The organism is Prochlorococcus sp. MIT2304 (assembly GCF_059772405.1).
On sequence record NZ_CM186286.1, the window covers coordinates 123983 to 147903 of the forward strand.

Below are 23921 nucleotides of genomic sequence, written 5' to 3' on the forward strand. Positions count from 1 at the left end.
ATGTTCGTATGCGTTAAGTATTTATTTCAGGATCATAATAATCACACAGTGGAATATTCTTTAGGTTGTTAATAAAGGATGTTTTTATTAAAATCAAAATTCGTACTTATTTGTTTTTGTTAGTACGAAATTTTTGATGTTTGTCTGCAAGTGCACAAAGCTTTAAAAATGAGGTTTTGAACTAATGATTGGGGTTGTGGGTGGAGGACAGTTGGCAATGCTTCTTGTTGAGGCTGGAAAAAAAAGAGATGTTGATGTCGTTGTTCAGACGGCAGCTAAAACTGATCCTGCTGCCAAAAAGACAAACCAAGTAGTTCTTCTTAATCCTACTAATGCAGAGGGTACAAAACTTCTTGCGGAAAAGACTCGCTTGATTACTTTTGAAAATGAGTGGATTGATATACCAAGCTTACTTTCTCTTCAAAATAATGGAGTTTCTTTTGTCCCCAGGCTTCAATCAATAAAACCTTTGATTAACAAAATAACTCAAAGAGAGTTTTTAAACAGTCTTGATATTCCCTGCCCTGATTGGTTGCCTATACCTTTGGAAAAATCATCGAAGCTTGAAATTCCTTCTGATTGGGAATTTCCATTGATGGCAAAAGCTGCCAAAGGCGGATATGACGGGAAAGGAACTAAAATTATTAAAAATTTAAAACAACTTCAAGAATTTTTTCTGGTTCAAAGGGAGGAGCAATGGATGTTAGAAAAATGGGTCTCTTTCGATAAAGAATTATCAATTGTTTCCAGTAGGGATTCAAAGGGAATTGTTAGAAGTTTGCCAATCGTAGAGACATACCAATCTAAACAAGTATGTGACTGGGTCTTGGCTCCAGCAGATATAAATCATGACGTTGATCTTATGGTAAAAAACATCGTATCTTCCTTGTTGGCTGAGTTGGATTATGTTGGAGTTATTGCTATTGAATTTTTCTATGGATCTGAAGGATTACTTGTAAATGAAATAGCTCCCAGGACTCATAACTCAGGTCATTTCTCGATAGATGCTTGTACTAGCAGCCAGTTTGATCAGCAAATATGCGTCACTTCTGGTATTGATGTGCCTACGCCTGAAATGCTTGTTAATGGCGCCTTAATGGCAAACTTGCTTGGTTTGCAAGCTAACTATCCCATAACACTCGCTCAGAGGTTGGATAATTTAAGGGCTATTCCTGGTGTGAATCTTCATTGGTATGAAAAAGAAGAAGAAAAAAAAGGAAGGAAGCTTGGACACGTTACTTATCTCTTGAATCATAAAGATGCCATGTCTAGAAAAAAAGAAGCATTAGATGTTTTAAAAACCATAAGGTCAATATGGCCTACTTCTTGATGAGATTTGGTTTAGATTGTTTTAGTACTGCTTTGTTGGTAAAAGCCTTCTAAAGTGCTCTGATCTGACTCTCTTTCGATTTGGGGACGCTGTCGTGAAAGCAACGTATACCAGCTGGTTCTGGAAACGAAGCTTCACTTTGATTCCCCCTCTGGTTCTTCCAGGTCGATGCTTCTTGGGCTTTACGGCAAAGCGGTACTAACTCCTTATCAACTTCCATAGTTGCCTTCGTAGTTTTCCTTGAGTTGAGATATCGAGTTTGCTCTACATAATTGCAGATCCATTTGCACTATTAAGCATTTACTTCCATTAGGTGAATCAATCAACAGATTTATGTGATGTGATAATTAAGGGACTTATCGCTAAACAAATAAATCATTCTCAAGCATGAGTTACTTTTTTCTTTGATAGATTGGGCTTTATCTGATGTTTTGCTCCTTCTGTTTTTTTAAGTAGATTGATTTTTTATGTAGTAATGAATTAATGCGATTGGTTGTATCCAAATTTGGAAGGATGATTTAAGAACAGCAGCGTCATGTCTATTTAAAAATCTTGTCCAAAGCTTTTTTATTCAATTAAAGCTAGGCTTTATTCCCCTGACCTAATCCAAATATTATTAGTAAAAAATTAATCAAATACACAAAAATATTTTGTGTTATGTATTGCGTTTTGGAGAATATGAACAATTGTTATCAAGAGGCCAGTCCTTTAGCTTGGCGAACCTTTCTAAGTAACTCATGATCTTCTCGTGCCCTTTTATCAAGAATGGCAAGATCTCTTCTGGCTTTTTGATCAACTTTTTGTATATCTTCTCTTGCTCTTTGATCGAGAAGCGCAACGTCTTTTCTTGCCCTTTGATCTATGTTTTCTAGATCGGCTCTAGCTCGTTGATCAGCATTCTCTAAATCAATTTTTGCTCTTTCTACCATGCTAGTCATTGAGTCGACCATCATTGTTAAAGCTGCGGGAACCTGCTTCTCAGTTGATGAAAATGGGGATTTTTCATTCATACCAATACCAGTGTTTCCTTGATTCGAAGCCATAGATTTGATTAAAATAGCCTCCCATTAATTAGAAGCCTTACTTTTATCATCCTATTATCTCTTTTTATTAGCCCAAAAAACCAAAATCTTCAGAAGAAAAACGAGATGTAATAGAAGCTTGATCAGTCTGCTTTAAAAACTTATTTCTCATCTTTTGAGCTCTTTTTGACTTTTCATAAGATTTACGTCTTAGGGCCTATTAAAAAGAGATCAAAAATTTAGAAGTTAATTATGCATTTTTTAGCTAAATATTAATCTATTTTGATTATTCAGAGCTAAACTTTATGGCCTAATATATTTAAATTGATAGTGTTTTATTTAGGATAAAGCCTAGCTATCTTTTGTTTTTGATTTTCTATTTCTAGTTTTTTCCTTTCCTTATCCTTGTATGAATCTTTATCTTCATTAAGCCTAAAGAAGACGAAATAGAACAAAACACCTGTAAAGATTAATCCTATGAATAAGATCCAAAAACCAATTAATCCTGTAGGAGATAAATAGTTAATATTAAAAGAATTAAAGCTCATTTCTATTACGCAAAAATCAGTCCTCTTATTCTATCTACGAAAAATAGAAAAAGCAGGAATATCATTTCATTTTTAAAATCAAAAATTATTGCACTGTATTTAAATGGCTCATTAACCTTAATGAGGATTTCTACGCATTAACACATTTTAAAATTTTACTAGAATTTATAATTATCAATATTTTTAAAATGGAAGAAACCCATAACTATGCAATGAATCTCGTCGTACCATTGATGGGAATTGGTCCACTGCTAATGCTTTTTGTACTTAGAGGCGATAAAAAAACTAAGGCTAGGAAAAATTGGACAAGATCGACTAACTAAATGTTAACGATAAGTTTAAATATTTTTTATTAGACGGATTTTAATTTTATGTGTGATATTTTTCTCGCTCTTAATTTATTTTTTTTATCTATGTACGGGTTTAGAAGAAATCAATAAACCTTAGATGTGAAAAATAAATCAAACCTTCAATATAGCTCTGTTCGGTTTTCACACACGGAATTCAATTCTTTTAGCTATCTTATAAAAAACTAAATCTTGACTTTAGTTTATAAAACATTTAGTTTATCTTCGATGCCAAAAAAAGAAACTCAGCAATTTGCAAAGTTCTTTATCAAAGACTTGAAAATAAAAACGCATAACTATCAGAGTGAAAAATCTGATATACCTAAATTCACTTCTTCATCATCCAGTTAACTCTTTATCTTACATACCAATTGCCAATCAAATATTTAGTAGACCTTTTTTGCTAAACTGATATACCTGAAAATAATAGTTAATACTTTTCAAATAAAATTCATCTAGCCTTTTATCAAATTTATTAAAAATAATTATATATATATATTGATAGACTAAATATTGATATTTAGTTTTTATTTTTTAAAAAATAAAGATAATCTAAAAAAAATTTAGATTTTTAAAAATTATGCTAATTGTAACTTAGTTTCATTTGAGTGACATGACTAAACCCATTCAAAGAAAAACCACTCTTAAATGGAGTCCTGATGGAGAATTATCTTCTGTTGATATGACTAGAATCATTCAACTTCTTGCTAATAAGGAATTAACAGAATGTGCATTAGCATGTGATGCTAATAAAAGATCTTCAGAGATATTATTTCACTTAAAAGACCGTTGATAAGTGCATTTACCTAAAAAAGTTTTGTTAATATATTCGCAAATTTAATTGTTCAATAGTATATTTAGATACTTCTGATTAAAAAAAATATGAAAACGGCACAAGACAGATATTTTGAATGTTTAGAAGTTTGTATTGAGGATGAGCAGGGTAAGTCTTGTCGTCAAGTATGTGCACCTATTTTGAATGATGATCCATATGATCATCCTACAGTTCCAATTATTAATAGTAAGTAAATACTTATTTCTGAAATATTGAATTTCTAATGTTAATTAAATATATTTGGATTTTTAAATAGTTAATTATTAACCCATACTAATTTATACATTAATGGCCACTTTTTTGATTGGGAGTTCAATTTTAGAATTATTATAGCTACAATTAAACGACAAATTATCAGACTATGGATACACCTATTTCGCATATCAATTTATTTAATGCAATTCTTGCTTTGTACGTAATTGGTTATCAGATATCTATATGCACAGATTGGAGTTGGATCCCGATGAGTAAGGAAGATTATCAATTACCTTATCAAGACAAATGGAGTCGTACTGGTTAAGAATTAACTTCAAATTACTATTCCTATGTTTTTTTAGCTAGATATTAACCAAAATTACCATTATCAAATCTTTAATAATACGCATAACAATTTGATTAACTAGTTAAATGAAATTATTACTAATGGATTAGGATACTTGTATTTGATTAGATGTTCTGAACTACGTGAAACAAGCCAAATGAATATCCGCCAATAAGTATCCAACCTAGTATTGCTGAAATGATAGTAGATCTTCTGTTATGCCTTCTAATGGCGTTCTCGATCATTTCATTTACATCTTCTCTGTTAATCAAATTTGTAGATTTTGGATTGGTAGAAGTCATTGTTTTATGTAAATTTGATGCTTTGGGATTAAAATTGAAATCTTGCCTAAAAAAATCCTTTCAAGGATGAATTTGCTTGCAGGAAAGAAGGTGCAATTAATCACATAAGATGTCCGACGAGTTAAGAGGGAAGAATTTGTGTAAACATTTGTAAAGACTATAATAGATTTTTTTGCTGATCGTGTAGGTAAAATCACTTGATTGTGATTTTTCGTCTAAGTTCTTGTTGTTGTATCAGATTTTTTGCGGTTATCGAGATTTAATTGAATTTTCAACAAAGCCCGATTTTCTAAATTCATCCTGAAATGATTGAAATCAAGATCAAGCTTCTTAAAGAGATATTAATTATCAACTATTATGTTTAATTAAGTGTTTTGAATACTGTCTTATTAGTTCAATACCTTTGCCATAAAGCTTAAATATATAAATGAGTTTTTGAAGTTAATATTAAAGAGTAAATATATGAAATACAGTGACTTATTAAATGCAAAATCTTAGCTAACATTATTTCACAGGTGATGGTTATTTAATGAGTTGTTAGATTATATTAAAGTAGTAAATTAATCCTGTAATGCAATATAAAGATTAACTTGCCAGTTCTTATTCAAGAGTGGCTTATCTATTTATAAACAGTTAAGAAGTATTTTCGTTATTGTCTTTTTCATACTTCTCTAATAGTTTTCTAGTTAGAAATGGATATGAAGCTTGATGCTTTTCTTTCCATTCTTTGTGTTCTTTTATCTGCTTCTTTAACTTTTCTAGACTTTCTTTTTCTTCTGGGTAAAACCTTTCTAAATATTCAGGACTTAGATTTATATTGCCTTCAAATTCATATACCATTTCTTCGAATGACTCACATATTCCTAGTATATCTGCCATGAAATCCTCGAACTCATCGATATTTATTTCTTGAAGTACTTTCCTTAATTTACTTTGACTTGTTTCCTCAGGTTCCCATTCTTTTTTTAATACGTGTAGTAGATTTAGTTGACCAACCCTATCAAGAAGATCCCATTTGGAGGCATCATCAGCGGAATAAAAATAAGAGCCATCCCCAGACTGATAGAATTTTACTCTTTCTTTATCCATTTATACTAAAAAAAGACTCTATTAAATCTTCTCTAATAGGTTTTAAGTGCGTAAACATTTGCTTCATTTACTTATCATTGATTTTTGTGTTTTGTAATGTATTAAAAAATTAATTTGTATTATCCTTATTACAATAGCATTTCTTTTGTCACGAATCTATTTTTGTTTATTTCTAGATTCAATTCTTTGAGGTGTTCATATTATATTCTGATTTATTAATTATAATTTTTTATTCAAAGAAATTTAATGGAAAGGGACCAGTAGTTTTTGAACTTAATGAATTATCATAATTTTGACAGCTAATTAATATCCCTTCTCCCAATCCATATTCAATTCTTGCGTGAATTTCACCTGTTTTTTGATTCGCTTTTAAGAAGACTGGGCCCTCAGAACTTGGCAATGTGATGCATTTCATCGCTTTGTATTTAAATTTTTTTTCTAACCTTCTAATTGCATTAAGGCCTTTTTGTAAGGAAGGTGCCATAATTCCGATAGTTATCCAATCTGATTTATTAACAAGATTCCTAAGTTCATTAAGAAGTATTGTTGATTGTTTTTTATTTAATGTAGGGGCTGATCTCAATTTATCAAGATCTTCTAATTTGCATATTTTAAGATCTAGATTTGACATTTACATTTAAATTTTAGCTATTTTATCAGCTATATCTCACATTTGCTATTATTTAATTGGTTAATACTAATTTTATGTTTATTTAATTCAGGGTATTTCTAATTAAATTTATTAACAGTATCAAGTCTACAATCCACAAATTATTATATCTAAATAAAAAATATAAATTCTTTTATTTAGGATATTCTTCAATTAATTATTGGAATCTATATATCCACATATTCAATTTAGATTGTTTGATTCTTTTCTCCTTCTGGATTCATGGAGTATTTCCAATTCATTATAGATATCACGCAATGTTTGTTGTATGTGCTCTGTCTTTTCTATTGCTCCAAGAGAGTTCATGGCTTTTATAAGGCTTTCTTTGGCTTCTATCAAACCTCTACATTGCGTGCTGCCAGCTTCGGATGACATCTTATTATGTTGATTCTATGAAATTATTATATCTATTTTTTCAACCTTTTTAAATATTTATTTTTTTATTTCTTCATCTTCACTTTAGATTCTGAGACTTGACGAAACCTATTTTTTTATTTAAAAACACAAATAAGACTTTATTTTTTGATGGCAAAAGTAGAAAACTTAGAAGCTCCTATTGGTTGGCTTATAGATCCTCACAATAAATGGGCTATTCATTTTGATTTTAAAAAGGGATCAAATGAAAAGGAAGTGAATACTACAGATTTCACTATAGATATGTGGGGAGTTGTTCCAAACGGAAAACCTATGAAGTTTAAAAGCAGAAGAAAGGTCACAAAACAGGACTCTCAAAAGACTTGGCAGCAATTGATTGATTCCAATTGGGTTGAATTTGATTTCAAAACGACTAAGACAGCATGAAACAAAATTAAGATTTTGCATTCTTCTGTTTACTAGATATCATCAATTCGGTTACTTTATGGGGTTAAAAATTGCTATATACGCTCAATAAACTTTTCAAGCTATGTATCATATTTTTAGCTGTAATTTCTTCTTGGACATCAATCATTTTGTTATCTAATTCAACATTTAATTTAGAAATTAAGGAATTAATAAATAAAATTTACCTTAATCAAAAGAATTTTATTTATAATGTAAAGGATTTGTCTGTTTTATTGGTAAAAGACGCCAATCAACGTTTTTCTGAGAATAATCAAGAATTATTTAATAAACCAATCAACAAAAATAGATAAATAATTAAGATCTTTCAAATTTTATTGATAAATGAAGAAAACCACTATTAATTTTTAAGTAACTATTTTTTTTGATTTATTAAATGATCAAAAATTTACCATTCCCTTTCGGGATTTAAATTCAAGTATTTTTCTTTACATTTATAGTTCCCTACAAATTTTGACTATGATAGGTGTTTGCTATGACTACTAAACTCACTTTTCAATGATATCCATGCTAGCTCTTTAGATGAGTTTAAATGTTTAAAAAGCTGTCTATAATATTTAAACTAATTAGATACAACTTATATATACACTTCCTACTCAATCCAGATTTAATCCTCTTTTTTTAATAATCATGTTAGATTATATAAAACAATCTATTTGAATGTACAGCAAATGAATGATAATTTATTTAAGTTGAAGAATATAAGGACAGAAATATCTTTTAAATCATTTGATGAACTTCGTGGGATTTTGTCTTTTTATCAAAAAAACAATCTTTATAAAATTAATATACCCTGTAAAAACAATTTAAAAAAAGATTTTCTATTAAAGTCAATTAAAATAGCAAAAGAAGAGTTTTCGAATGTTGATATTGTCCCTCATTTTAGTATTCTTCATGAATTCAGAAGAAATAGACAAAATACTCAAAATTCGTTTATTAAATTCCTGCAAATTGTGAGATATTTGGGCTGTAAGGAAGTACTTCTTGTATCTGGTTCTCAAAAAAGGTCCACTTTAGATTCTGTTTCAGCTTTAACCTTTCTCAAGGACAATCCCGTATCTCATACTAAAGGCCTATCTATTGGAGTAGCATTTAATCCTTATTTGCCTACCTTTTTGTTTGAAGAAGAGATTATTAGACTGGAAAAGAAACTTGAGTCCGGTTTAGTAGGCTCTGTCTGGATCCAATTTGGCACAGATCACAACCTTCTACAAAACAGAATTAAAATTTTAACAAATACTCTTAATAATAGTATGAAAAATAATTCTAAGAATTCAAATATTAAGCTTTTTGGGAGTATTTTATTTCCTTCAAGGCAATTTTTAGCACGATTTAAGTACAGGCCATGGAAAGGAGTATATTGTTCTACTGAATTCTTAGAATCGTTAGACTTTGCTAACAGCGTAGTGAAAGATATATTATTAATTTATAAACAGAATATGATCTATCCAATAATTGAAACAAAGATTCTTTCCGATGATCATTTGAAAACATTAAATAATAACTTTCTAAATATATAGTAGTAATAACTTAAAAACATCACCAATATATGTTTTTTATTCTCATTTATTTTTAAATTTACCTTTTTTCTCGCTGAACAAGTTATCTATTCTCTTTTATTTTTATATTAAGTCCTTTGATTGGATGAAAATCGTCTTCTCTTAAATTTTTAAAAAATTGTACAATTGATTTAAATAAATGAATCTTTTGCCTTTTCATTACTCTTATCTTTTTTTTGTTAAATAATATTTTTTTCTTTTACAGCATTTGATTTCGATACTTCTTTTAGTTGTTTCATTATAAGTGTACTTGGTTTTTTGTTGACGAATTTATCTATGTCTTTACGTTTGTTTTTTTAACCCATCACCTATTTTTATTGCCTTGCACTTATTTTTAGTTCAGATATTCTTCGCGGTCGAAGCAAAATTCTATTAATTTGTAAGAAGGATATATCAAAAAATGTTTTCATCACAAAAAAACAAAGTACAAAAAACCGTTCCTCAAACCACTTCTTTTGCTGCTGAGACCTTTTTGTTAAGACGAGGTTCCGAGGCTACTCGCTACAAGGTTGTTGCATTGATGATGTTCATTGCTGGATTTGGTCTGCTTACTTTAGGTACTTGGGTACTCAATGATTTTAATTTTCTCACCTTCACCAATTAAAAAAGTTTCAAATTTGTTTATATCTATTTTGACTAATTCAAGTTCTTTATATATTTAATAGTTCTCTTTTTTATTTCTGCTGCAGATCTGTTTTTATCTAGTATTCTAGTTCGTAGTCTTTATTTATTGAATGACAAATTCTTGGGATAAATATTTCTCCCACTATTCTGACTGGGATGAGGCTCATTGCTTTAATGTAAGACTGAAACTCAATTTTGAAGAGAATATAAAAGGCTTAGGTTATGTTGAATACGTTAATCCAGACGATTTATATAGATATGAAAATAATATTGCTAACAAAGCTTTCCCTAAAAGTAAAACATATATCAAAAATAAAAATGAGATAAAGTTGTCTTTTGAAGTCCCTTACGATTGGTCAATAGATACAGATTGGGAGGATAAAGCTCTTGTTCTGCTTGGATTGCCTGAAGAATGGGTCATAGACTCATCAGTAGAAGATAACTAAAATTTTGAATACAATATTTTTAGCTATGATTTGATAAATTTTTTGGTTTACTTCTAAGAATAGAAAATAAGTGCAAGTCCTTTTTGGGTGAGATGAAATTCTCGCTCTTCACGACTTAAATCCATAGATAATTCCTCCCCTTCTTTAATTGCTTGCTCATATGGAGGTTTTGAAGGGGAAATTCCTTTGTAAATCGCTGCAATTCCTAGTGGAGTTGCATTCCATGCGAAATTAGCTGTTTCTCCAATGGGAGGCTGATTTAATGCTTCTTCAAGGAGATTAGATGAGTTTGATTTTGGGCGAGTTGTTGTTGTCATGTTTATATTTAAGATTTCTTATAAAAAAAACTTTTTGGGTGATCCTTAGAAGAACTAATATGATTACTTTCTAATCCATTGATTTGATTTATGTGTGATTTTTGTTGATCTCTGCATTCTTTAAAGTACCTTCCTGTTTTCATTTCTTTTTTAAATCGGCCAAATTTTATCAATAATTTTAAATAATTTTTATTATTTTTTTAAACATAATGAACTGCTGAAACTCTCGAAATAACTATTGATTATAGTTTTCTCTTTGGTCATATAATTAAATCTTTGTCTGATATCAATTTATAAAAATCCCTATGGTTGAAAGATGATCTATTTTTATTATTTTTTTGGCTTAAAAAGTTTTTTCTATGAAATCATTACAATTTATAATATCAAATTAATTAATGGCAATCAAGTTTTCCTCAATTGATATACCTAATACCTTTGTTTGATTCTTTCTCCTTTTACTTGAAATTATGATTATCATCTCATGAGCATTCTTTAGGGAAGAAAGCCAATCCTTTTTCTTATGAAGGGTAATTAAATTTATTTATACCAAAATATTTGATTTATTCTTTACTTATTATTTTTTATAAAATCCATTCATCTATCATTATTTGGGCTTTTTCGAGTTCATTATTAGCTTTATGTTCATTAATTCTTCTTAGCGCTGTAAATGCCATCTCTCCTTTTTCCCAAAAAGTAATCCCACTCATAGGGCTTAGAAGATTAGATTCACTACTAGAGTTTGTATGTTTTTTTGGCATTAGTTCTTCAAAAAATAGGTATTTTTTTGTTTGGGCTTTATTGTTAGTTAACTTCATTATCAGAATAGACTACTGCGGCCCACTCATATGAAAAAACAAAAAAAGGTGAATATATTTTTTAAGTTTTTATTCTTCAAACAATGGATTTCTTGATTTATTAGTTTTTTGGCTTTTTAAAGTTTTTTGTCTTCAGGAAATTCAGGCTTCTCTTTCTTTTTTCTCCTGCCATCTGAAAGCTCCAGTAAAGTTGAAAGTTGCTCGTATACTGATCTAAGTGATGACAACTCGGGAAGTAGACCATCGTTCCTTAGATCTTCATCCATGTATCTAAGCTCTTGTCGTACATACGAGAGAATAGATTTTGCCTCATCTCTTTTAGGACCAGCCATATTTTTTTATTTTTTGAAAAGATACAACAAAAAAGAACTGAATTAAGATTTCAACTGCGTATCAAGACAATGTGTTTGTCGGTAAAATCTGCTGTTTAATTTAAATGAAGTCAACTTATTTTATGATTTTATTTAAATCTATCTTTTATTTATTGAATAAAAGTTTGATTTAAATAAAATGTATATTATTTATTTAAACTATAATTTACTGGAGTCTACCGTTTGGTCTCGTCAAATCTTGTCATTATTGGTGGTGGTGCTTCTGGCTTTATGGGAGCAATTACAGCCATTAATAAAGGACTTGGTTCTGTTGTTGTACTAGAAGGCACCTCAAAGGTTCTTGAGAAAGTTAGAATTAGTGGTGGCGGTAGATGTAATTTAACGAACTCCTGTTGGGATATTTCTAATTTGGTAAATAATTACCCTAGAGGAGAAAAACAACTAATAGGCTTGTTTAATAGATTTTCTACAGTCGAAGCTTTTGATTGGTTTCAAAAAAAAGGACTTAGTCTTAAGATAGAGAAGGATGGACGTGTATTTCCTCGTTCTGATTCTTCTGAAGACGTAATAAAATGTTTAACAGCTGTTGCAAAAAAATCTGGTGTAAAGATATTTACTAATTCTCATGTAAAGAAAATAACAAAAAAAAAAAATTGTTTTAATTTATTAGTTAATGGTAATAATTACTTTGAAGCTAAAAATATTTTAATTTGCACTGGGAGCCATCCCAGTGGGCGCAGACTAGCTATAAGTCTTGGTCACTCAATTGTTCAGCCTGTGCCATCTCTTTTTTCATTATCAACTTCTGAAAAATCATTAACTTCTTGTTCAGGCATTACTTTAAATGTTCATGCTGAACTTACCGTTAACAAAAAAAAGTTTGCTGAAACAGGTTCTATCCTGATTACTCATAAAGGCTTTAGTGGCCCTGTTGTTTTACGCCTCTCTGCATTTAGTGCTAGAAATTTATATTCAAATAAATATAAGGGTGAACTAAGAATCAATTGGCTATGTATGAGTGAAAATGAGGTTAGGGAAAAACTTGATTTGTATAAATTAGAAAATGGTAAGAAGGTGGTAATAAATAATAAACCCTTTCATAATTTGCCAAGAGGCTTATGGAGAGCACTTCTCTTAACCTTAAACCTTGATAGTAAATTAAAATGGGCGGATTTATCTAAAAGCCAAATATATTCGATAGTAAAATGTTTAACAATGAATAGTTATTTAATAAATAGTCGTGGCCCTTATGGAGAAGAATTCGTAACAGCTGGTGGAGTATCTCTTGATGAAATTAATTTTAAAACCATGGAAAGTAAGATTTGTAAGGGTTTATTTTTTGCAGGCGAGGTATTAAATATTGATGGTATTACGGGTGGTTTCAACTTTCAGCATTGTTGGACAAGTGCTTGGGTAGCAGGAAATGGAATTTCGGTTAAATGAATTAAAATTTGATTTGATTTAATTTTTATGCGATAAATTTAGCTAAGCGAAGCAATCAAAGCTGGTATTGCAATTATAATGATTCCTATGGATGCTGTAGCCGCAAGAAGGGACGTGCTCACGAGTACTTGTAAAAATTTTCAAAATTTTAATACCCCAGTGAAGATCTTGTTGTGAGTATTAATACGTTTTAAAGTAATCATAGACTCTATAATTGAGTGATTTTGAACTTTTAATAGAACAATTTCTTGATGAAAACTTCTTCAAAAATTAGGATCTTAAATTAACCAGTACATTGGTTCTCAAATTTCTAGGGTTTTAACCAGAAATACACTGGCCGCTTGGTAAGTATTAATACTTATCGTCCTCCCTGAGGTGACTTTCGTCCACGCTTGCATGCTTCTGCAACTAAAGTTCTTTCAAGTGAATTTGGTTCAAGTTGCTTAGTTCCATCATCTATAAAACTATATTTAAGGATTTAGCAATCCTTGTTTTAAGAGTTTTTACTGGTGCGCTGCTCATCCACCATGGATTTGAAAAATTAAATGATATAAACAATTTTGCTGACGCTTTCGTTCGTCCTCTTCATTTGCCTTTCCCAATTACTCTATCCTATGTGGCTGCTGCCTCCGAGATAGTAGGTAGTTGGTCATTAATTATCGGCCTTGGTACAAGACTAGGGGCTTCCGCGATTTTAGGTACAATGAGTGTGGCCATCTACCATGCTTTAGTTACTTCAGGTTTTAATATTTATCTTTTAGAACTTCTCGCTTTATATTTCTCTTCAGCTATTTCAATAATTTGTTTAGGCCCTGGAAAATTCTCAGCTGATTATTTGATAAATGAAATTTTTATCAATAAAACAAATCCTGTGGGAAGTCCATCCAAGAAGAGTTCTATTCAGAGTAAAAGACCTGATAATGCAAAAAATACTATAAAAAAATCAAAGCAAGATAAATTTTTCGAATTTCCTTTCTCTAGTTTCTTGTCATCTTAAGCCAATGCTTATTATTTTAAACTATTTTCTCTCTTTTTCATTGACAAGTAAAACCACATCCAAGTAGGTAAAGTAATAAAAAAGCCAATTAAAAATATATAACTTTTTGTGGTTTCCCATGAAGCTTCATAACAATTTTCTTTGATTTCTCTAGTACTTGTAACTTTTGAGCTCAGGGTTCTACAAATATTAAGACCATGAATGCTCAGAGTTCCATAAGTTATTGCAGTGGGTACAATAGCTAGGAATATTGCAATTATTAAATTGCCTATTCTGAGATTGAGTTCTTTTCTTTTTTTATGATCCATATATATATTCTTAACCATCTATTACTAATAGCCCAGTATAGTTCTTATTTTTTTACAAAATAGGAATTACTCTTTCTTAATAGTGTTTTGAATTAAGCGGGCTCGCATATAGAGAAGTTGATTCTGGTAAAAATTTCATAATCAATATTTTATAAATAATTAAGTGTGTTTGAAAAATTTTGATTTAGTCGAACTTTATAAACTTTGTAAAATTCCAGATGCTTATCATACTTATTTTAAGCTAAAATCAAATTATTGAAGCAATTTAATCTATTTTATAATGTCTACTAGTAAGAGAGAGGAAGTTAGTTCTCATTTGCGTTATATCAGGCAGGAACTTAGAGACTTGGATCAAATGCTTGGTCAATACGGCTTGTTGCCTGAGTTGTCAGAGCTTAAAGAGGTATATAATTCCTTAGATGCTTTACATCAATTGCTTTCAGGTAAAGTTAAAAAGAAACCCAAACCTGAATTTGATGATTAATAAAATTAACTAGTTAACAATTTTTATTTTGAATTATTTCTTAGAGGATTAATTGATTAATTTTAAATTTTATATAATTAACATTATATATTTGGGCTTGCAAAAAAAAAGAACTACTAACAATATACAAACAAGGTAATCAATCAAGCTAATGACTGAAGAAACTTGGAAAAATCAGTATAAGCAGTGGAAAGATTTAAAACCATATCAAATCAGATTGATTGACGAGGGCCCTAAAAGTCAATCTCAGGCATGGCTTTTGAACTCAATGTGGTGTGAATGGATGGATTTGAAGAAAAGAAATGTATCTGAAACTTCAGCAAAAGACATTTCTTTATGGACTGATCCTTGGGAAGCATAACAATCGTTTCTAACCTTTTTTAGGCTTAGTTAGAAGAATAATTTCTTTCTAAAATGTCATTAACAATAACTTCTTTCACAAATACTTGGATTACCACAGCCATTGGAATTGCTAATAATAAGCCTATTGGTCCAAAAATGATAGTAAATATAAATTGCGCGGTAATTGTTAGTCCAGGAAGTAACTTAACTTGTTTGTGCATTATTGAGGGTGTTATTACATAGCTTTCAATATTTTGAATTACGATGTATAGACCTAAAACAGCAAGTGATTTCCATGGTGTATCTAGTAAAGCAACAGAAAGAGGGAAAATTGTACTAATTGTTGGCCCTACATTTGGGATAACATTTAAAATACCTGCGATTAAAGCATTAGCAATTACTAATTTTATTCCCAATAAATATAGTCCAATAGAAGCAAGAATCGCTACACAGATTGAGCTAAGTACAACACCAGCCATCCAACTACTTAAGGCATTACCACATGTCGATAAAATTGTTCTTGCTCTCCTTCTGTAAAATGAAGGGACTAACAATATGGCAACTTCTCTATATGAATTTGGCTGTAAAGCTATCATTAATCCAACAGAGATTATGAATAATAGTTGAATAATTCCTATGCCAACATTACTTACTAAATTTATTAACTTTGTAATGCTATCTGTTACACCACTGGCAAGGGTTGCACTGTCTGGGATAATACTAAGCTGATTAGATAATAATGTCCTGTCAGTTAGATTTGGAATACTATCTTTATATATGATTTCTGCAAAATTAAAAAATGAATTTATCATAAGCTCCCATAGCTTGCTTGCTGCTGATGGTATCTGATTTATTAGCTCCTGAAATTCACTGATGAACTGAGGTATTATTAAAACTATTAAAATACTTGATATTAATATTATAGTTATTATTGTTATTCCTAAAGAAAGCCATCTTGGGATATGAAAAACCTCACGAATTTTGCCAGTAATAGTGCATAGCGCCATTGCTATAACTATCGAAGCAAAAAATAGTATAATTATTTCTTTTAAGCTCCATAAAATTAATAACGAAATGATTAAAGATGTAAAAGATAGTAAGTTAGTGAGTTTCAATTTTGGAGTTTAATTATTAGTCAATGATTTTGCATATCTTATAGAAAAACGCATGAACCTTTCAAATTCTTTTTCTGAATTCCAGCAATATGTTGACGTTACTTCTTTAATATAATTTTCTGAAATATACAAATCAATTTTTTTTGTTAGAAGCTCACCTTCTTTATCGATTAAATACATTTTTTTTATCGATTTGAAGTTTTCTAGTGTGATTGTTTTAGGGGTGAAAAATTTATACACCGCTTTACCTTTTTTGCCATCGAAGTCTCTAAACATACGTATTTCAGGATGACCTTTTTCGATTTCTCCTTTGACAAATTGAATTGAAACAGTCTCCTGGATCCCTTTCATCTCTCCTTTAGATTCTAGTGATAGATATCCTCTTGTATGTAACTATAAGGGATTGAGGTTCTTCTTTAAGATTTTAGTTAAAGACGATTTTAGACTTAGGCCGCTAAGATCAATAGAGTCTATATTTTTTGTTTTTTTAAGTTCGTATTCATAGCATTTATCGTAATAATCCAGCATCGCTTCACAGGCTTTTTGCCATTCTTTTTGCCTGATCGCAAGTAGTGCTTCTTTTGTCCTTTGTGGACCTAATCTTTTTTGTATTCTCTCTACCGCTTCTTCTAATTCATTTTGAGAGTTTTGACTATAAAGATTCACTAAATTTTCTATACGCTCATTCTTAGTTTTTATTATTTCAAGAATTGGTGCTTTCTTCATTTTTAAATACAACATATTTGGTATGCGACATTTCCCTAAATTAGAACTTTCAGCCTCTATCCATATCTCAATAGCTTTATTGTTTTTGTGAAATTCATCAAGAGACTCTGCGAGGATGTTTTCAAATTGTTGAGTTGTAGGTTGCTTCTTCATGCCTAATGAACCAAAACTACTTCCTCTATGATTGGCAATTCCTTCTAGGTCAATGACATATATATCTTCTTTATTGATGTAATTGAGTAAATCTGTTTTTCTTGTGCCTGTTTTACCTCCTATTAGTCTTATGGGTAAATCAGCCTCAAACTGATTTAAAACCCATTTCCTATAACTTTTATATCCACCTTCTAATAAATAGGTCTTAATTCCGATTGTTCTTGCAAGCCATGCAAAAGCACCAGATCTCATTCCACCTCTCCAGCAATAAATTCTTAATGATTTATCCCCCCCCTTTTTTTCTGTAATTGTTTTTATCATTTTCTCAAGTAGCTTCGAAGTACTTGGGAGTGTCACTTTTAAACCCATAAGGACTGCTTTTAAGCGACTCTCTCTTTTATAGCTTTTCCCTATCGTTTCTCTTTCCAAGTCTGAAAACAAAGGAATATTGATAGCGCCTGGCCAATGACCTTGAGAAAATTCGCTAGGGCTTCTTACATCAACTATTGGGCTGGTTAAATTCCGAAAATCCGTTACGGGATAGCCTGAATTGGTAGGTTTCTCTGACATAGTATTAGTGCTTAGGTCATTTTAGGCCGGCAGTAGATTATGACTGAAGAAAAATCAAATCCAAATAAAGAAAGCATAGAGGAGTTCTTGGAGTCTCTCAGAATGGCTTCAGAAAGGAAGCAGCTTGGCTCGTTGAGTGTTTTAGAAGAACGAGTTGAGGAGCTTCTTTCCTTAGGATCGTCTTTAATGTCTAGATTTGATCCCTGTTCCTGTGACTGGGTTGCTGGTTTTATTTTGCAACTAATTCATAAAACCGATGGAAATTTTATAAAAAATATTCTTAATTGCGAAGACTTTTCTTGGTTCACAGCATCTTCAGAAGTTGGGTTTGATTATTCGCCTTTACAGCAATATTTATTAAATGAAAGTTTTGAGGATGCTGACCGTTTTACAAGCTCGAAACTTAGAGAGCTTGCAGGAGAAAAGGCCGTAAAAAGAGGATATGTTTATTTTTCTGAGGTTGACTTAATACCTACTATTGATTTATCAACTTTGAATAAATTGTGGGTTGTCTATTCTAGAGGGAAATTTGGTTTTACAGTTCAAGCAAAAATACTAGATTCCGTAGGGGGAAGATATGACAAACTTTGGCCTCGAATAGGATGGAAAAAAGATGGAGTTTGGACTAGATATCCCAAAGCATTTAATTGGTCTATTGAAGCACCAAATGGTCATATGCCATTAGTTAACCAGCTTAGAGGAGTTCGATTGATGGATGCCTTGCTAAATCATCAAGCATTAAAAGATAAAACCTAACCATTTAATTATGAATGTTTAATTTTTTATCACTGAATACTATTTATGACCTAAATTTAATTTATGAATTTTATTTATATACTAATTCTTTGTTCAGAAAATTAATTTACTAAGGATGTTTTAATTAATTGTGGAGCCTTCTAAAAACTGGGCTGTATTTATTCAACCCTCTACATTGCAACTAGCATCATTTGTTGAGACTCTTTTAGAGCCTGTAATATGCAAAGAAACTGCACAAAAAGTTGAATTGGGTTTGCATGAGGCTCTTGTTAACGCTGTTGTTCATGGAAACTTATCAAATCCTAATAAAGTAGTTCGAGTTAGAAGAATCCTCACTCCCAAATGGTTTGTATGGCAAATTCAAGATGAGGGAATTGGAATAGTTAAAAACAAAAGGCTAAGTTCTTTGCCTCAAGAAATTGATGCAAATAGTGGAAGAGGAATATATTTAATTCATAAATGTTTTGATGATGTTAGATGGAGTAACAAAGGAAATAGATTGCAACTATCACTAAAAAAGTAATGCTTTAGTGGTTTTTACACCCTGTATCCCTTACCTCTTCTTTTATCCATAAGATTGCTTGATTGAGTAGGTTTTCTATTTCTATTTCGTCTCCATCATTAACTAATTGTGATATTGCAGAAATAATCAACTCAGCACTTCTCCTTCTTTTATTTCCCCTGAGTTCATGCCAATTATAATTGTCGATACTAATTTCCTTGTGAAGATCTTTAGCTAAAGATTTGGCTTTTTCTGACCAGATGCATTTATTTTTTTTGACCATAATACTAACAAGTTTTAAGGTGTTTTTAGATACTTTTTATAAAATTAAATTGGTTTATTCGCTTTCCATACTTTAGTCATGAAATGTGATTCAGAAGTTATTGATGAAAACCCACTTTCATTTAATCTTAAATTTATATCGTCTATAATGTAATCCCTGTAATAAGGTTCGTGAAATATTTTATGAAAGTTTTCCATAATTGAAGTGAATTTTGGAGAATCCTCTATCTGTATGGAGTCAGCAAGAACAATAGTACCTCCAGGCTCTAACAACCTAAAGCATTCATCTAAAACATTCTGTCGTGCATCTCTAGGAAGCTCATGAAAAAGGAAAACACAAGTCAATGCTTGAAAACTGTTTGATGAGAAAGGCATATTTTCTGCATTTCCTTTTGTGAGTTGGACGAGATCACCACTTCTCGAACTTAGATATTTACTAGCCTGTTTTAGGTATGAACCTGATAAGTCCAGGCCATAGAGTTCTACTTCAGGTAAAGCACTTTGTATTTGCTGGAGAGTTCTTCCTGTACCAGTCGCAATATCTAAAACTTTTACTTTTTTTGAGCTTTCAGATAAATATTTTTTTAGACCACTTTTTAAGGGAGATAAAATTCTTCTTCGCATAGCATCAGCTGTTCCGTTAAAAAGTATCTCGACTTGTAAGTCGTAAATTTCAGCGGAATGATCACTTAAATATCCATCTGTTTGATGATGAAAATTTTGTAAATAGTAACTTGGGTAATCTTCCTCTTTAACATTTCGCGGAATTTCTCTCGTTTTATTCTTTTTACGTCTTTCCCAGGTTTTGGGCATATCAAGCCAAATTAAAGGATATTTTTTTGCCCATTCCAACCAAGGTGCTTCGAAAAGTTGAGATTTCGGATAAATGCCTGCCTCTGCGTCCTGCCAATCAACTTTTTCAAGTCGTTCCATCGATTTTCTAACTTCTTTAATTAACTCTGGATCGATTGGAAAATTATCGGGTACAGCTTCTGGTGCAAAAACTTCCATTAATTTAGTACTCAACTCTTTATGAGCTAAGCCAGCCAGTGTTTTACCCTGTTGAAGAGTGTGATAAGCAATTTTTTTTAGGCTTGGCGTTGCCATAAACCGTTGATTAATTTTTTTTATTATCTAACAGATTCGATTAATTAGTGACCAGTTAACTAAAACAATTAAGGACAATGCAAAAATTTTTGCTTTATCCTTTATTGCTTTAGCTTTAATTTTAGACTTAAGAATTTTTTTTAGGCGTCGTAGTACATAGTGAATTCATGAGGGTGAGGTCTTTGCCTTAACTGTTGAACTTCTTCGTATTTAAGATCTATCCAGTTGTCAATGAAATCGTTAGTAAATACTCCTCCCTCAGTTAAATATTTGTTGTCACTTTTCAATGCCTCCAATGCATCATTCAAAGAGGATGGAACAGTATCTATTTTTGATAATTCCTCTGAGGGAAGTTCGAAAAGGTCAACATCAACTCCATCACCAGGATCAATTTGATTTTTGATCCCATCAATACCTGCCATCATCATTGCAGAGAAAGCAATGTAAGGGTTGGCTAATGCATCACCTGATCGGAATTCAAGTCTCTTTGCTTTTGGACTTGGCCCAGTCAAAGGAATTCTGACAGCCGCTGATCTATTGCCCTGTGAATAAACTAAATTAACAGGTGCTTCAAAACCAGGAACTAATCTTTTGTAACTGTTGGTAGTTGGGTTTGTAAATGCAAGGAATGAAGGCGCATGTTTCAGGATCCCTCCTATGTACCATTTAGCTGTTTGAGATAAATTGGCATAAGTACCTTCTCCGAAGAATAAAGGCTGACCACTTTTCCATAAACTTTGATGTACATGCATTCCTGTTCCATTGTCATTGAAAACTGGCTTAGGCATAAAAGTTGCGGTCTTGCCATATTTCTTGGCTACGTTTCTGACAACATATTTGTAAATCATCACATTGTCTGCAGCGTTGATTAAGGGTGCAAACTTCATCCCCAGTTCATGCTGCCCAGCTCCTGCTACTTCATGGTGATGTTTTTCAATTGGTATTCCTAGTTCACCCATCAAAAGAAGCATTTCAGACCTCATGTCTTGAGCGGTGTCATTTGGAGAGACAGGGAAATATCCTTCTTTAAGTTGAATCTTGTATCCAAGGTTTCCACCCTCCTCAACTCTACCTGTGTTCCAGGGAGCCTCAATGGTGTCTACGCTATAAAAACTTCCACCTTCCCCTGAGTTATATCTAACGTCATCAAAAATAAAAAATTCTGGTTCAGGACCAAAGAATGCAGCATCTGCGACACTTGTGCTTCCTAAATAATCCAATGCTTTTTGTGCCAAAGCTCTTGGACATCTGGAATATGGTTCTCCACTTCTTGGCTCCTGAATTGAACAAATTAAGCTAAGAGTTTTGTGATAGTAGAAAGGGTCTATCCAGCTTGTTGATGGATCTGGAACCATTGCCATATCTGATTCGTTTATGGCTTTCCATCCGCGAATAGAAGAACCATCAAAAGCAAGACCTTCTGAGAAAGTGCTCTCTTCAATAAGATCTGAAGCTACGGTTAAATGTTGCCACTTGCCATGTAAGTCAGTGAATTTTAGATCTATTAGCTCAATGCCCTCATCCTTAATTTGACGAAGAACATCTTGAGAGGTCTTGCTCATGATGAATTTGATTTACAACATAGTTAATCAATTATGAACGTAATAAGTGATTGCATCTCTTTTTGTATTAAGAAGCACTTTTTTCAGATTTTTAACAGAAAAATATGATTATTTTTTGGCTTCTAGGGCATATCTAGCAAATTCCTATTGCAATCCCTAAAAAAAACACCCCGACTTTGCCTATCGCCTTTTAGGCTCAAAGATATATAAACCGATCTGTTTTCTTGGCCACTCAAATTCTTCCTTCTGTTGATAATCAACATCGTAAAGATTTTGGTCCAACTGTTTCCCCTGAAAGGTTATTGCTTGGGCCAGGCCCATCAAATGCAGATCCTGCTGTTTTGAAAGCGCTCTCTCAGCCACCAATTGGTCATTTAGACCCTTTTTATGTGGCCTTGATGAGTGAGGTACAAGAGTTACTTAGATATGCGTGGCAAACCAGTAATCGATTAACACTCCCTATGAGTGGGACAGGAAGCGCCGCGATGGAGGCAACATTGGCAAATGTCGTCGAGCCAGAGGATACGGTTTTAGTAGCCATAAAAGGATATTTTGGCCATCGTCTTGCTGATATGGCAGGCAGATATAAGGCAAATGTAGAAACCATTCACAAAGATTGGGGTAATGCTTTTTCACTTGATGAAATAGAAGATGCACTGAAAAAACATAATCCAGCTGTTTTAGCAATTGTTCATGCCGAAACTTCAACAGGTGTTTGTCAACCCATGGATGGAATTGGTGATTTATGCAGAAAATATAATTGTTTACTTCTTGTAGATACTGTAACTTCTTTGGGAGGCGTTCCTCTTTATTTGGATAAATGGAAAATTGATCTGGCTTACAGTTGTAGTCAAAAAGGACTAAGTTGCCCGCCAGGATTAGGACCTTTTTCAATGAATGAAAGGGCTGAAAATAAAATGAGCAACAGAAAAGATAAGGTTCCCAACTGGTATTTAGATGTATCTTTACTTAATAAATATTGGGGTAGTGATCGTGTATATCATCACACTGCTCCAGTAAACATGAACTTTGGTATTCGAGAAGCGCTTAGATTGTTGGCTAAAGAAGGATTGGAGGTTTCATGGGATAGACACAGAAAGAATGCAAAATCGCTTTGGAATTCTTTGGAAAATATTGGCTTAGAGTTACATGTTGAAGAAGAATTGCGCCTACCTACTCTTACTACTGTTAAAATACCTAATGGTATTGATGGTAAGGCTTTTACTAATCATTTACTAAGTAAATTTGGTATCGAGATAGGAGGTGGTCTTGGTGATCTGGCTGGAAAAGTATGGAGAATAGGATTAATGGGATACAACTCGACTTCTACAAATGTAGATAGAATATTAAACATTTTCGAAACTGAACTACCTAAGTTTAGATAATATATTTTCTTTGGTAAATTCTTTTTTCTTTGAACCAATCCACGATAATCTTTCTTGATTCTTCTTCCATTAGACCTTTCTCGATAATCATTTTGTGATGGGCACTTTTATGTTCCGCGAGATTTATAGTTCCACCTAGTGCACCTCTTTTTGGGTCTTCCGATCCATAGATTATCTTCCCCATCCTTGCTTGTATTAAAGCGCCTGCGCACATTGGACATGGCTCTAGATTTACTATCAATGTACAGTCATTAAATCTCCAATCACTATTTATCCAAGTGGCTTGTCGGAGGGCTACTAACTCAGCATGACCTAAAGGATCTTTCATTGTTTCCCTTCTATTTCCCCCATAGCCAATACATCTTCCTCTTTTGTCGAGAATTACTGCAGCAATAGGGACTTCACCTCTCTCTCCTACAAGGTTTGCTTTGATGAGCAATCTTGTCATCCACTTTATTTTTTCTTCCTGACTCAGAGCGATTGGTTTTGACAATTTTTTAGGTCTTTGGAGAATTATCAAATAAAATGTTTATCTACAGATTAATCATTTTTTTTGTTTGAACTTGATCATC

33 protein-coding genes and 1 other RNA gene are annotated in these 23921 nt (G+C 31.9%); 17 read left to right on the forward strand and 17 right to left on the reverse strand.

The genetic code is table 11. The features are described 5' to 3' along the window. Positions 1-184 precede the first annotated feature (184 nt). Together AC6EIY_RS00610 and ssrS are read left to right on the forward strand one after the other, a co-directional pair. Positions 185-1330 (forward strand): 5-(carboxyamino)imidazole ribonucleotide synthase, encoded by a 1146-nt coding sequence (locus tag AC6EIY_RS00610; RefSeq protein ID WP_498507026.1) that lies wholly within the window; start codon positions 185-187, stop codon positions 1328-1330. Between the two features lie 21 nt (positions 1331-1351). After that, positions 1352-1533, forward strand: a non-coding RNA gene (gene ssrS / locus AC6EIY_RS00615) — 6S RNA. A gap of 489 nt (positions 1534-2022) precedes the next feature. On the opposite strand, the gene AC6EIY_RS00620 is transcribed toward ssrS, so the two are convergent. Both AC6EIY_RS00620 and AC6EIY_RS00625 read right to left on the reverse strand, forming a co-directional pair. Next, entirely contained in the window at positions 2023-2373 is a 351-nt protein-coding gene (locus AC6EIY_RS00620) for a hypothetical protein (RefSeq protein ID WP_498507027.1), read from the reverse strand. A gap of 314 nt (positions 2374-2687) precedes the next feature. Further along, positions 2688-2900: a hypothetical protein gene (locus AC6EIY_RS00625; protein WP_498507029.1), complete on the reverse strand. Its 213-nt coding sequence runs from the start codon at positions 2898-2900 to the stop codon at positions 2688-2690. 188 nt (positions 2901-3088) lie between these two features. On the opposite strand from AC6EIY_RS00625, the gene AC6EIY_RS00630 reads away from it, so the two are divergent. The 4 genes from AC6EIY_RS00630 (at position 3089) to AC6EIY_RS00645 (ending at position 4602) form a co-directional block, all read left to right on the forward strand. After that, positions 3089-3223: a hypothetical protein gene (locus AC6EIY_RS00630; protein WP_498507031.1), complete on the forward strand. Its 135-nt coding sequence runs from the start codon at positions 3089-3091 to the stop codon at positions 3221-3223. A 637-nt stretch (positions 3224-3860) separates the two neighbouring features. Beyond that, a complete protein-coding gene (locus AC6EIY_RS00635) occupies positions 3861-4040 on the forward strand; it encodes a DUF8633 family putative protein (RefSeq protein WP_498507032.1) in 180 nt (59 codons plus the stop codon). Between the two features lie 89 nt (positions 4041-4129). Further along, a complete protein-coding gene (locus AC6EIY_RS00640) occupies positions 4130-4276 on the forward strand; it encodes a hypothetical protein (RefSeq protein WP_498462511.1) in 147 nt (48 codons plus the stop codon). Between the two features lie 167 nt (positions 4277-4443). Next, positions 4444-4602: a hypothetical protein gene (locus AC6EIY_RS00645; protein ID WP_498507033.1), complete on the forward strand. Its 159-nt coding sequence runs from the start codon at positions 4444-4446 to the stop codon at positions 4600-4602. 146 nt (positions 4603-4748) lie between these two features. Here AC6EIY_RS00645 and AC6EIY_RS00650 read toward each other — a convergent pair whose 3' ends face one another. The 4 genes from AC6EIY_RS00650 to AC6EIY_RS00665 form a co-directional block, all read right to left on the reverse strand. Further along, a complete protein-coding gene (locus tag AC6EIY_RS00650) occupies positions 4749-4925 on the reverse strand; it encodes a hypothetical protein (protein WP_498507034.1) in 177 nt (58 codons plus the stop codon). Between the two features lie 633 nt (positions 4926-5558). Further along, positions 5559-6014, reverse strand: coding sequence for a hypothetical protein (locus AC6EIY_RS00655; protein WP_498507035.1), 456 nt, complete (start codon positions 6012-6014; stop codon positions 5559-5561). Positions 6015-6243: 229 nt separating this feature from the next. Further along, on the reverse strand, positions 6244-6645 hold the full coding sequence (locus AC6EIY_RS00660) for a DUF1824 family protein (protein WP_498507036.1): 402 nt from the start codon (positions 6643-6645) through the stop codon (positions 6244-6246). 222 nt (positions 6646-6867) lie between these two features. Next, on the reverse strand, positions 6868-7059 hold the full coding sequence (locus AC6EIY_RS00665) for a hypothetical protein (RefSeq protein ID WP_498507037.1): 192 nt from the start codon (positions 7057-7059) through the stop codon (positions 6868-6870). Positions 7060-7209: 150 nt separating this feature from the next. Here AC6EIY_RS00665 and AC6EIY_RS00670 point away from each other — a divergent pair, with 150 nt between their 5' ends. The 4 genes from AC6EIY_RS00670 to AC6EIY_RS00685 all read left to right on the forward strand — a co-directional run bounded on the left by AC6EIY_RS00670 (position 7210) and on the right by AC6EIY_RS00685 (position 10153). Continuing rightward, the gene (locus tag AC6EIY_RS00670; RefSeq protein ID WP_498507038.1) at positions 7210-7485 is read left to right on the forward strand and encodes a DUF1651 domain-containing protein; all 276 of its coding nucleotides are present in this window, start codon (positions 7210-7212) and stop codon (positions 7483-7485) included. A 710-nt stretch (positions 7486-8195) separates the two neighbouring features. After that, a complete protein-coding gene (locus AC6EIY_RS00675; protein ID WP_498507039.1) occupies positions 8196-9044 on the forward strand; it encodes a hypothetical protein in 849 nt (282 codons plus the stop codon). A gap of 439 nt (positions 9045-9483) precedes the next feature. Continuing rightward, positions 9484-9687 carry a hypothetical protein gene (locus tag AC6EIY_RS00680; protein WP_498507040.1) on the forward strand — a complete coding sequence of 68 codons (204 nt, stop codon included), beginning with the start codon at positions 9484-9486 and terminating at the stop codon, positions 9685-9687. A 130-nt stretch (positions 9688-9817) separates the two neighbouring features. After that, a complete protein-coding gene (locus AC6EIY_RS00685) occupies positions 9818-10153 on the forward strand; it encodes a hypothetical protein (RefSeq protein WP_498507041.1) in 336 nt (111 codons plus the stop codon). A 53-nt stretch (positions 10154-10206) separates the two neighbouring features. Here AC6EIY_RS00685 and AC6EIY_RS00690 read toward each other — a convergent pair whose 3' ends face one another. From AC6EIY_RS00690 to AC6EIY_RS00700, 3 genes are all read right to left on the reverse strand, one after another. Further along, positions 10207-10470 carry a DUF8674 family protein gene (locus AC6EIY_RS00690; protein WP_498507042.1) on the reverse strand — a complete coding sequence of 88 codons (264 nt, stop codon included), beginning with the start codon at positions 10468-10470 and terminating at the stop codon, positions 10207-10209. A 581-nt stretch (positions 10471-11051) separates the two neighbouring features. Then, entirely contained in the window at positions 11052-11285 is a 234-nt protein-coding gene (locus AC6EIY_RS00695) for a hypothetical protein (protein WP_498507043.1), read from the reverse strand. 116 nt (positions 11286-11401) lie between these two features. Beyond that, positions 11402-11617: a DUF8635 family protein gene (locus AC6EIY_RS00700; RefSeq protein WP_498462523.1), complete on the reverse strand. Its 216-nt coding sequence runs from the start codon at positions 11615-11617 to the stop codon at positions 11402-11404. Positions 11618-11839: 222 nt separating this feature from the next. Between AC6EIY_RS00700 and AC6EIY_RS00705 the strand changes: the two genes are divergently transcribed. Together AC6EIY_RS00705 and AC6EIY_RS00710 are read left to right on the forward strand one after the other, a co-directional pair. After that, on the forward strand, positions 11840-13060 hold the full coding sequence (locus AC6EIY_RS00705) for a BaiN/RdsA family NAD(P)/FAD-dependent oxidoreductase (RefSeq protein WP_498507044.1): 1221 nt from the start codon (positions 11840-11842) through the stop codon (positions 13058-13060). A gap of 439 nt (positions 13061-13499) precedes the next feature. Further along, positions 13500-14057 (forward strand): DoxX family protein, encoded by a 558-nt coding sequence (locus AC6EIY_RS00710; RefSeq protein ID WP_498507045.1) that lies wholly within the window; start codon positions 13500-13502, stop codon positions 14055-14057. An 11-nt stretch (positions 14058-14068) separates the two neighbouring features. On the opposite strand, the gene AC6EIY_RS00715 is transcribed toward AC6EIY_RS00710, so the two are convergent. Beyond that, entirely contained in the window at positions 14069-14365 is a 297-nt protein-coding gene (locus AC6EIY_RS00715; protein ID WP_498507046.1) for a hypothetical protein, read from the reverse strand. Positions 14366-14645: 280 nt separating this feature from the next. On the opposite strand from AC6EIY_RS00715, the gene AC6EIY_RS00720 reads away from it, so the two are divergent. Both AC6EIY_RS00720 and AC6EIY_RS00725 read left to right on the forward strand, forming a co-directional pair. Beyond that, positions 14646-14849 carry a DUF8635 family protein gene (locus tag AC6EIY_RS00720; RefSeq protein WP_011293667.1) on the forward strand — a complete coding sequence of 68 codons (204 nt, stop codon included), beginning with the start codon at positions 14646-14648 and terminating at the stop codon, positions 14847-14849. Between the two features lie 151 nt (positions 14850-15000). Further along, positions 15001-15210, forward strand: coding sequence for a hypothetical protein (locus AC6EIY_RS00725; protein WP_498507047.1), 210 nt, complete (start codon positions 15001-15003; stop codon positions 15208-15210). A 25-nt stretch (positions 15211-15235) separates the two neighbouring features. On the opposite strand, the gene AC6EIY_RS00730 is transcribed toward AC6EIY_RS00725, so the two are convergent. Genes AC6EIY_RS00730 through mnmH form a run of 3 tightly spaced genes read right to left on the reverse strand, consistent with a single transcriptional unit; the run spans position 15236 to position 17755 of the window. Next, positions 15236-16306 carry an AI-2E family transporter gene (locus tag AC6EIY_RS00730; RefSeq protein WP_498507048.1) on the reverse strand — a complete coding sequence of 357 codons (1071 nt, stop codon included), beginning with the start codon at positions 16304-16306 and terminating at the stop codon, positions 15236-15238. A gap of 9 nt (positions 16307-16315) precedes the next feature. Continuing rightward, positions 16316-16657 carry a photosystem II reaction center protein Psb28 gene (psb28, locus tag AC6EIY_RS00735; protein WP_498507049.1) on the reverse strand — a complete coding sequence of 114 codons (342 nt, stop codon included), beginning with the start codon at positions 16655-16657 and terminating at the stop codon, positions 16316-16318. A gap of 42 nt (positions 16658-16699) precedes the next feature. After that, entirely contained in the window at positions 16700-17755 is a 1056-nt protein-coding gene (gene mnmH / locus AC6EIY_RS00740; RefSeq protein ID WP_498507050.1) for a tRNA 2-selenouridine(34) synthase MnmH, read from the reverse strand. Positions 17756-17794: 39 nt separating this feature from the next. Between mnmH and AC6EIY_RS00745 the strand changes: the two genes are divergently transcribed. Then, positions 17795-18511, forward strand: a complete 717-nt coding sequence (locus AC6EIY_RS00745; protein WP_498507052.1) for a GUN4 domain-containing protein — start codon at positions 17795-17797, stop codon at positions 18509-18511. Between the two features lie 130 nt (positions 18512-18641). Next, positions 18642-19034: an ATP-binding protein gene (locus AC6EIY_RS00750; protein WP_498507053.1), complete on the forward strand. Its 393-nt coding sequence runs from the start codon at positions 18642-18644 to the stop codon at positions 19032-19034. Between the two features lie 4 nt (positions 19035-19038). Here AC6EIY_RS00750 and AC6EIY_RS00755 read toward each other — a convergent pair whose 3' ends face one another. The 3 genes from AC6EIY_RS00755 to glnA form a co-directional block, all read right to left on the reverse strand. Next, positions 19039-19296 (reverse strand): DUF6439 family protein, encoded by a 258-nt coding sequence (locus AC6EIY_RS00755; protein WP_498507054.1) that lies wholly within the window; start codon positions 19294-19296, stop codon positions 19039-19041. Positions 19297-19340: 44 nt separating this feature from the next. Next, the gene (locus tag AC6EIY_RS00760; RefSeq protein ID WP_498507055.1) at positions 19341-20402 is read right to left on the reverse strand and encodes a class I SAM-dependent methyltransferase; all 1062 of its coding nucleotides are present in this window, start codon (positions 20400-20402) and stop codon (positions 19341-19343) included. Between the two features lie 140 nt (positions 20403-20542). After that, complete coding sequence (gene glnA, locus AC6EIY_RS00765; protein WP_498507056.1) at positions 20543-21964, reverse strand: type I glutamate--ammonia ligase; 1422 nt, start codon at positions 21962-21964, stop codon at positions 20543-20545. A 224-nt stretch (positions 21965-22188) separates the two neighbouring features. Between glnA and AC6EIY_RS00770 the strand changes: the two genes are divergently transcribed. Beyond that, positions 22189-23349: a pyridoxal-phosphate-dependent aminotransferase family protein gene (locus AC6EIY_RS00770; protein WP_498507057.1), complete on the forward strand. Its 1161-nt coding sequence runs from the start codon at positions 22189-22191 to the stop codon at positions 23347-23349. Here AC6EIY_RS00770 and AC6EIY_RS00775 read toward each other — a convergent pair. Beyond that, positions 23342-23797, reverse strand: a complete 456-nt coding sequence (locus AC6EIY_RS00775) for a nucleoside deaminase (protein ID WP_498508128.1) — start codon at positions 23795-23797, stop codon at positions 23342-23344. The two genes, AC6EIY_RS00770 and AC6EIY_RS00775, sit on opposite strands and share 8 nt — an antisense overlap. Positions 23798-23921 lie beyond the last annotated feature (124 nt).

Coding starts and splice junctions, on each gene's coding strand:
- AC6EIY_RS00610 (WP_498507026.1), top strand. CDS start 185: ATGATTGGGGTTGTGGGTGGAGGACAGTTGGCAATGCTTCTTGTTGAG.
- AC6EIY_RS00620 (WP_498507027.1), bottom strand. CDS start 2,373: ATGGCTTCGAATCAAGGAAACACTGGTATTGGTATGAATGAAAAATCC.
- AC6EIY_RS00625 (WP_498507029.1), bottom strand. CDS start 2,900: ATGAGCTTTAATTCTTTTAATATTAACTATTTATCTCCTACAGGATTA.
- AC6EIY_RS00630 (WP_498507031.1), top strand. CDS start 3,089: ATGGAAGAAACCCATAACTATGCAATGAATCTCGTCGTACCATTGATG.
- AC6EIY_RS00635 (WP_498507032.1), top strand. CDS start 3,861: ATGACTAAACCCATTCAAAGAAAAACCACTCTTAAATGGAGTCCTGAT.
- AC6EIY_RS00640 (WP_498462511.1), top strand. CDS start 4,130: ATGAAAACGGCACAAGACAGATATTTTGAATGTTTAGAAGTTTGTATT.
- AC6EIY_RS00645 (WP_498507033.1), top strand. CDS start 4,444: ATGGATACACCTATTTCGCATATCAATTTATTTAATGCAATTCTTGCT.
- AC6EIY_RS00650 (WP_498507034.1), bottom strand. CDS start 4,925: ATGACTTCTACCAATCCAAAATCTACAAATTTGATTAACAGAGAAGAT.
- AC6EIY_RS00655 (WP_498507035.1), bottom strand. CDS start 6,014: ATGGATAAAGAAAGAGTAAAATTCTATCAGTCTGGGGATGGCTCTTAT.
- AC6EIY_RS00660 (WP_498507036.1), bottom strand. CDS start 6,645: ATGTCAAATCTAGATCTTAAAATATGCAAATTAGAAGATCTTGATAAA.
- AC6EIY_RS00665 (WP_498507037.1), bottom strand. CDS start 7,059: ATGTCATCCGAAGCTGGCAGCACGCAATGTAGAGGTTTGATAGAAGCC.
- AC6EIY_RS00670 (WP_498507038.1), top strand. CDS start 7,210: ATGGCAAAAGTAGAAAACTTAGAAGCTCCTATTGGTTGGCTTATAGAT.
- AC6EIY_RS00675 (WP_498507039.1), top strand. CDS start 8,196: ATGAATGATAATTTATTTAAGTTGAAGAATATAAGGACAGAAATATCT.
- AC6EIY_RS00680 (WP_498507040.1), top strand. CDS start 9,484: ATGTTTTCATCACAAAAAAACAAAGTACAAAAAACCGTTCCTCAAACC.
- AC6EIY_RS00685 (WP_498507041.1), top strand. CDS start 9,818: ATGACAAATTCTTGGGATAAATATTTCTCCCACTATTCTGACTGGGAT.
- AC6EIY_RS00690 (WP_498507042.1), bottom strand. CDS start 10,470: ATGACAACAACAACTCGCCCAAAATCAAACTCATCTAATCTCCTTGAA.
- AC6EIY_RS00695 (WP_498507043.1), bottom strand. CDS start 11,285: ATGAAGTTAACTAACAATAAAGCCCAAACAAAAAAATACCTATTTTTT.
- AC6EIY_RS00700 (WP_498462523.1), bottom strand. CDS start 11,617: ATGGCTGGTCCTAAAAGAGATGAGGCAAAATCTATTCTCTCGTATGTA.
- AC6EIY_RS00715 (WP_498507046.1), bottom strand. CDS start 14,365: ATGGATCATAAAAAAAGAAAAGAACTCAATCTCAGAATAGGCAATTTA.
- AC6EIY_RS00720 (WP_011293667.1), top strand. CDS start 14,646: ATGTCTACTAGTAAGAGAGAGGAAGTTAGTTCTCATTTGCGTTATATC.
- AC6EIY_RS00725 (WP_498507047.1), top strand. CDS start 15,001: ATGACTGAAGAAACTTGGAAAAATCAGTATAAGCAGTGGAAAGATTTA.
- psb28 (WP_498507049.1), bottom strand. CDS start 16,657: ATGAAAGGGATCCAGGAGACTGTTTCAATTCAATTTGTCAAAGGAGAA.
- mnmH (WP_498507050.1), bottom strand. CDS start 17,755: ATGTCAGAGAAACCTACCAATTCAGGCTATCCCGTAACGGATTTTCGG.
- AC6EIY_RS00745 (WP_498507052.1), top strand. CDS start 17,795: ATGACTGAAGAAAAATCAAATCCAAATAAAGAAAGCATAGAGGAGTTC.
- AC6EIY_RS00755 (WP_498507054.1), bottom strand. CDS start 19,296: ATGGTCAAAAAAAATAAATGCATCTGGTCAGAAAAAGCCAAATCTTTA.
- AC6EIY_RS00760 (WP_498507055.1), bottom strand. CDS start 20,402: ATGGCAACGCCAAGCCTAAAAAAAATTGCTTATCACACTCTTCAACAG.
- glnA (WP_498507056.1), bottom strand. CDS start 21,964: ATGAGCAAGACCTCTCAAGATGTTCTTCGTCAAATTAAGGATGAGGGC.
- AC6EIY_RS00775 (WP_498508128.1), bottom strand. CDS start 23,797: ATGACAAGATTGCTCATCAAAGCAAACCTTGTAGGAGAGAGAGGTGAA.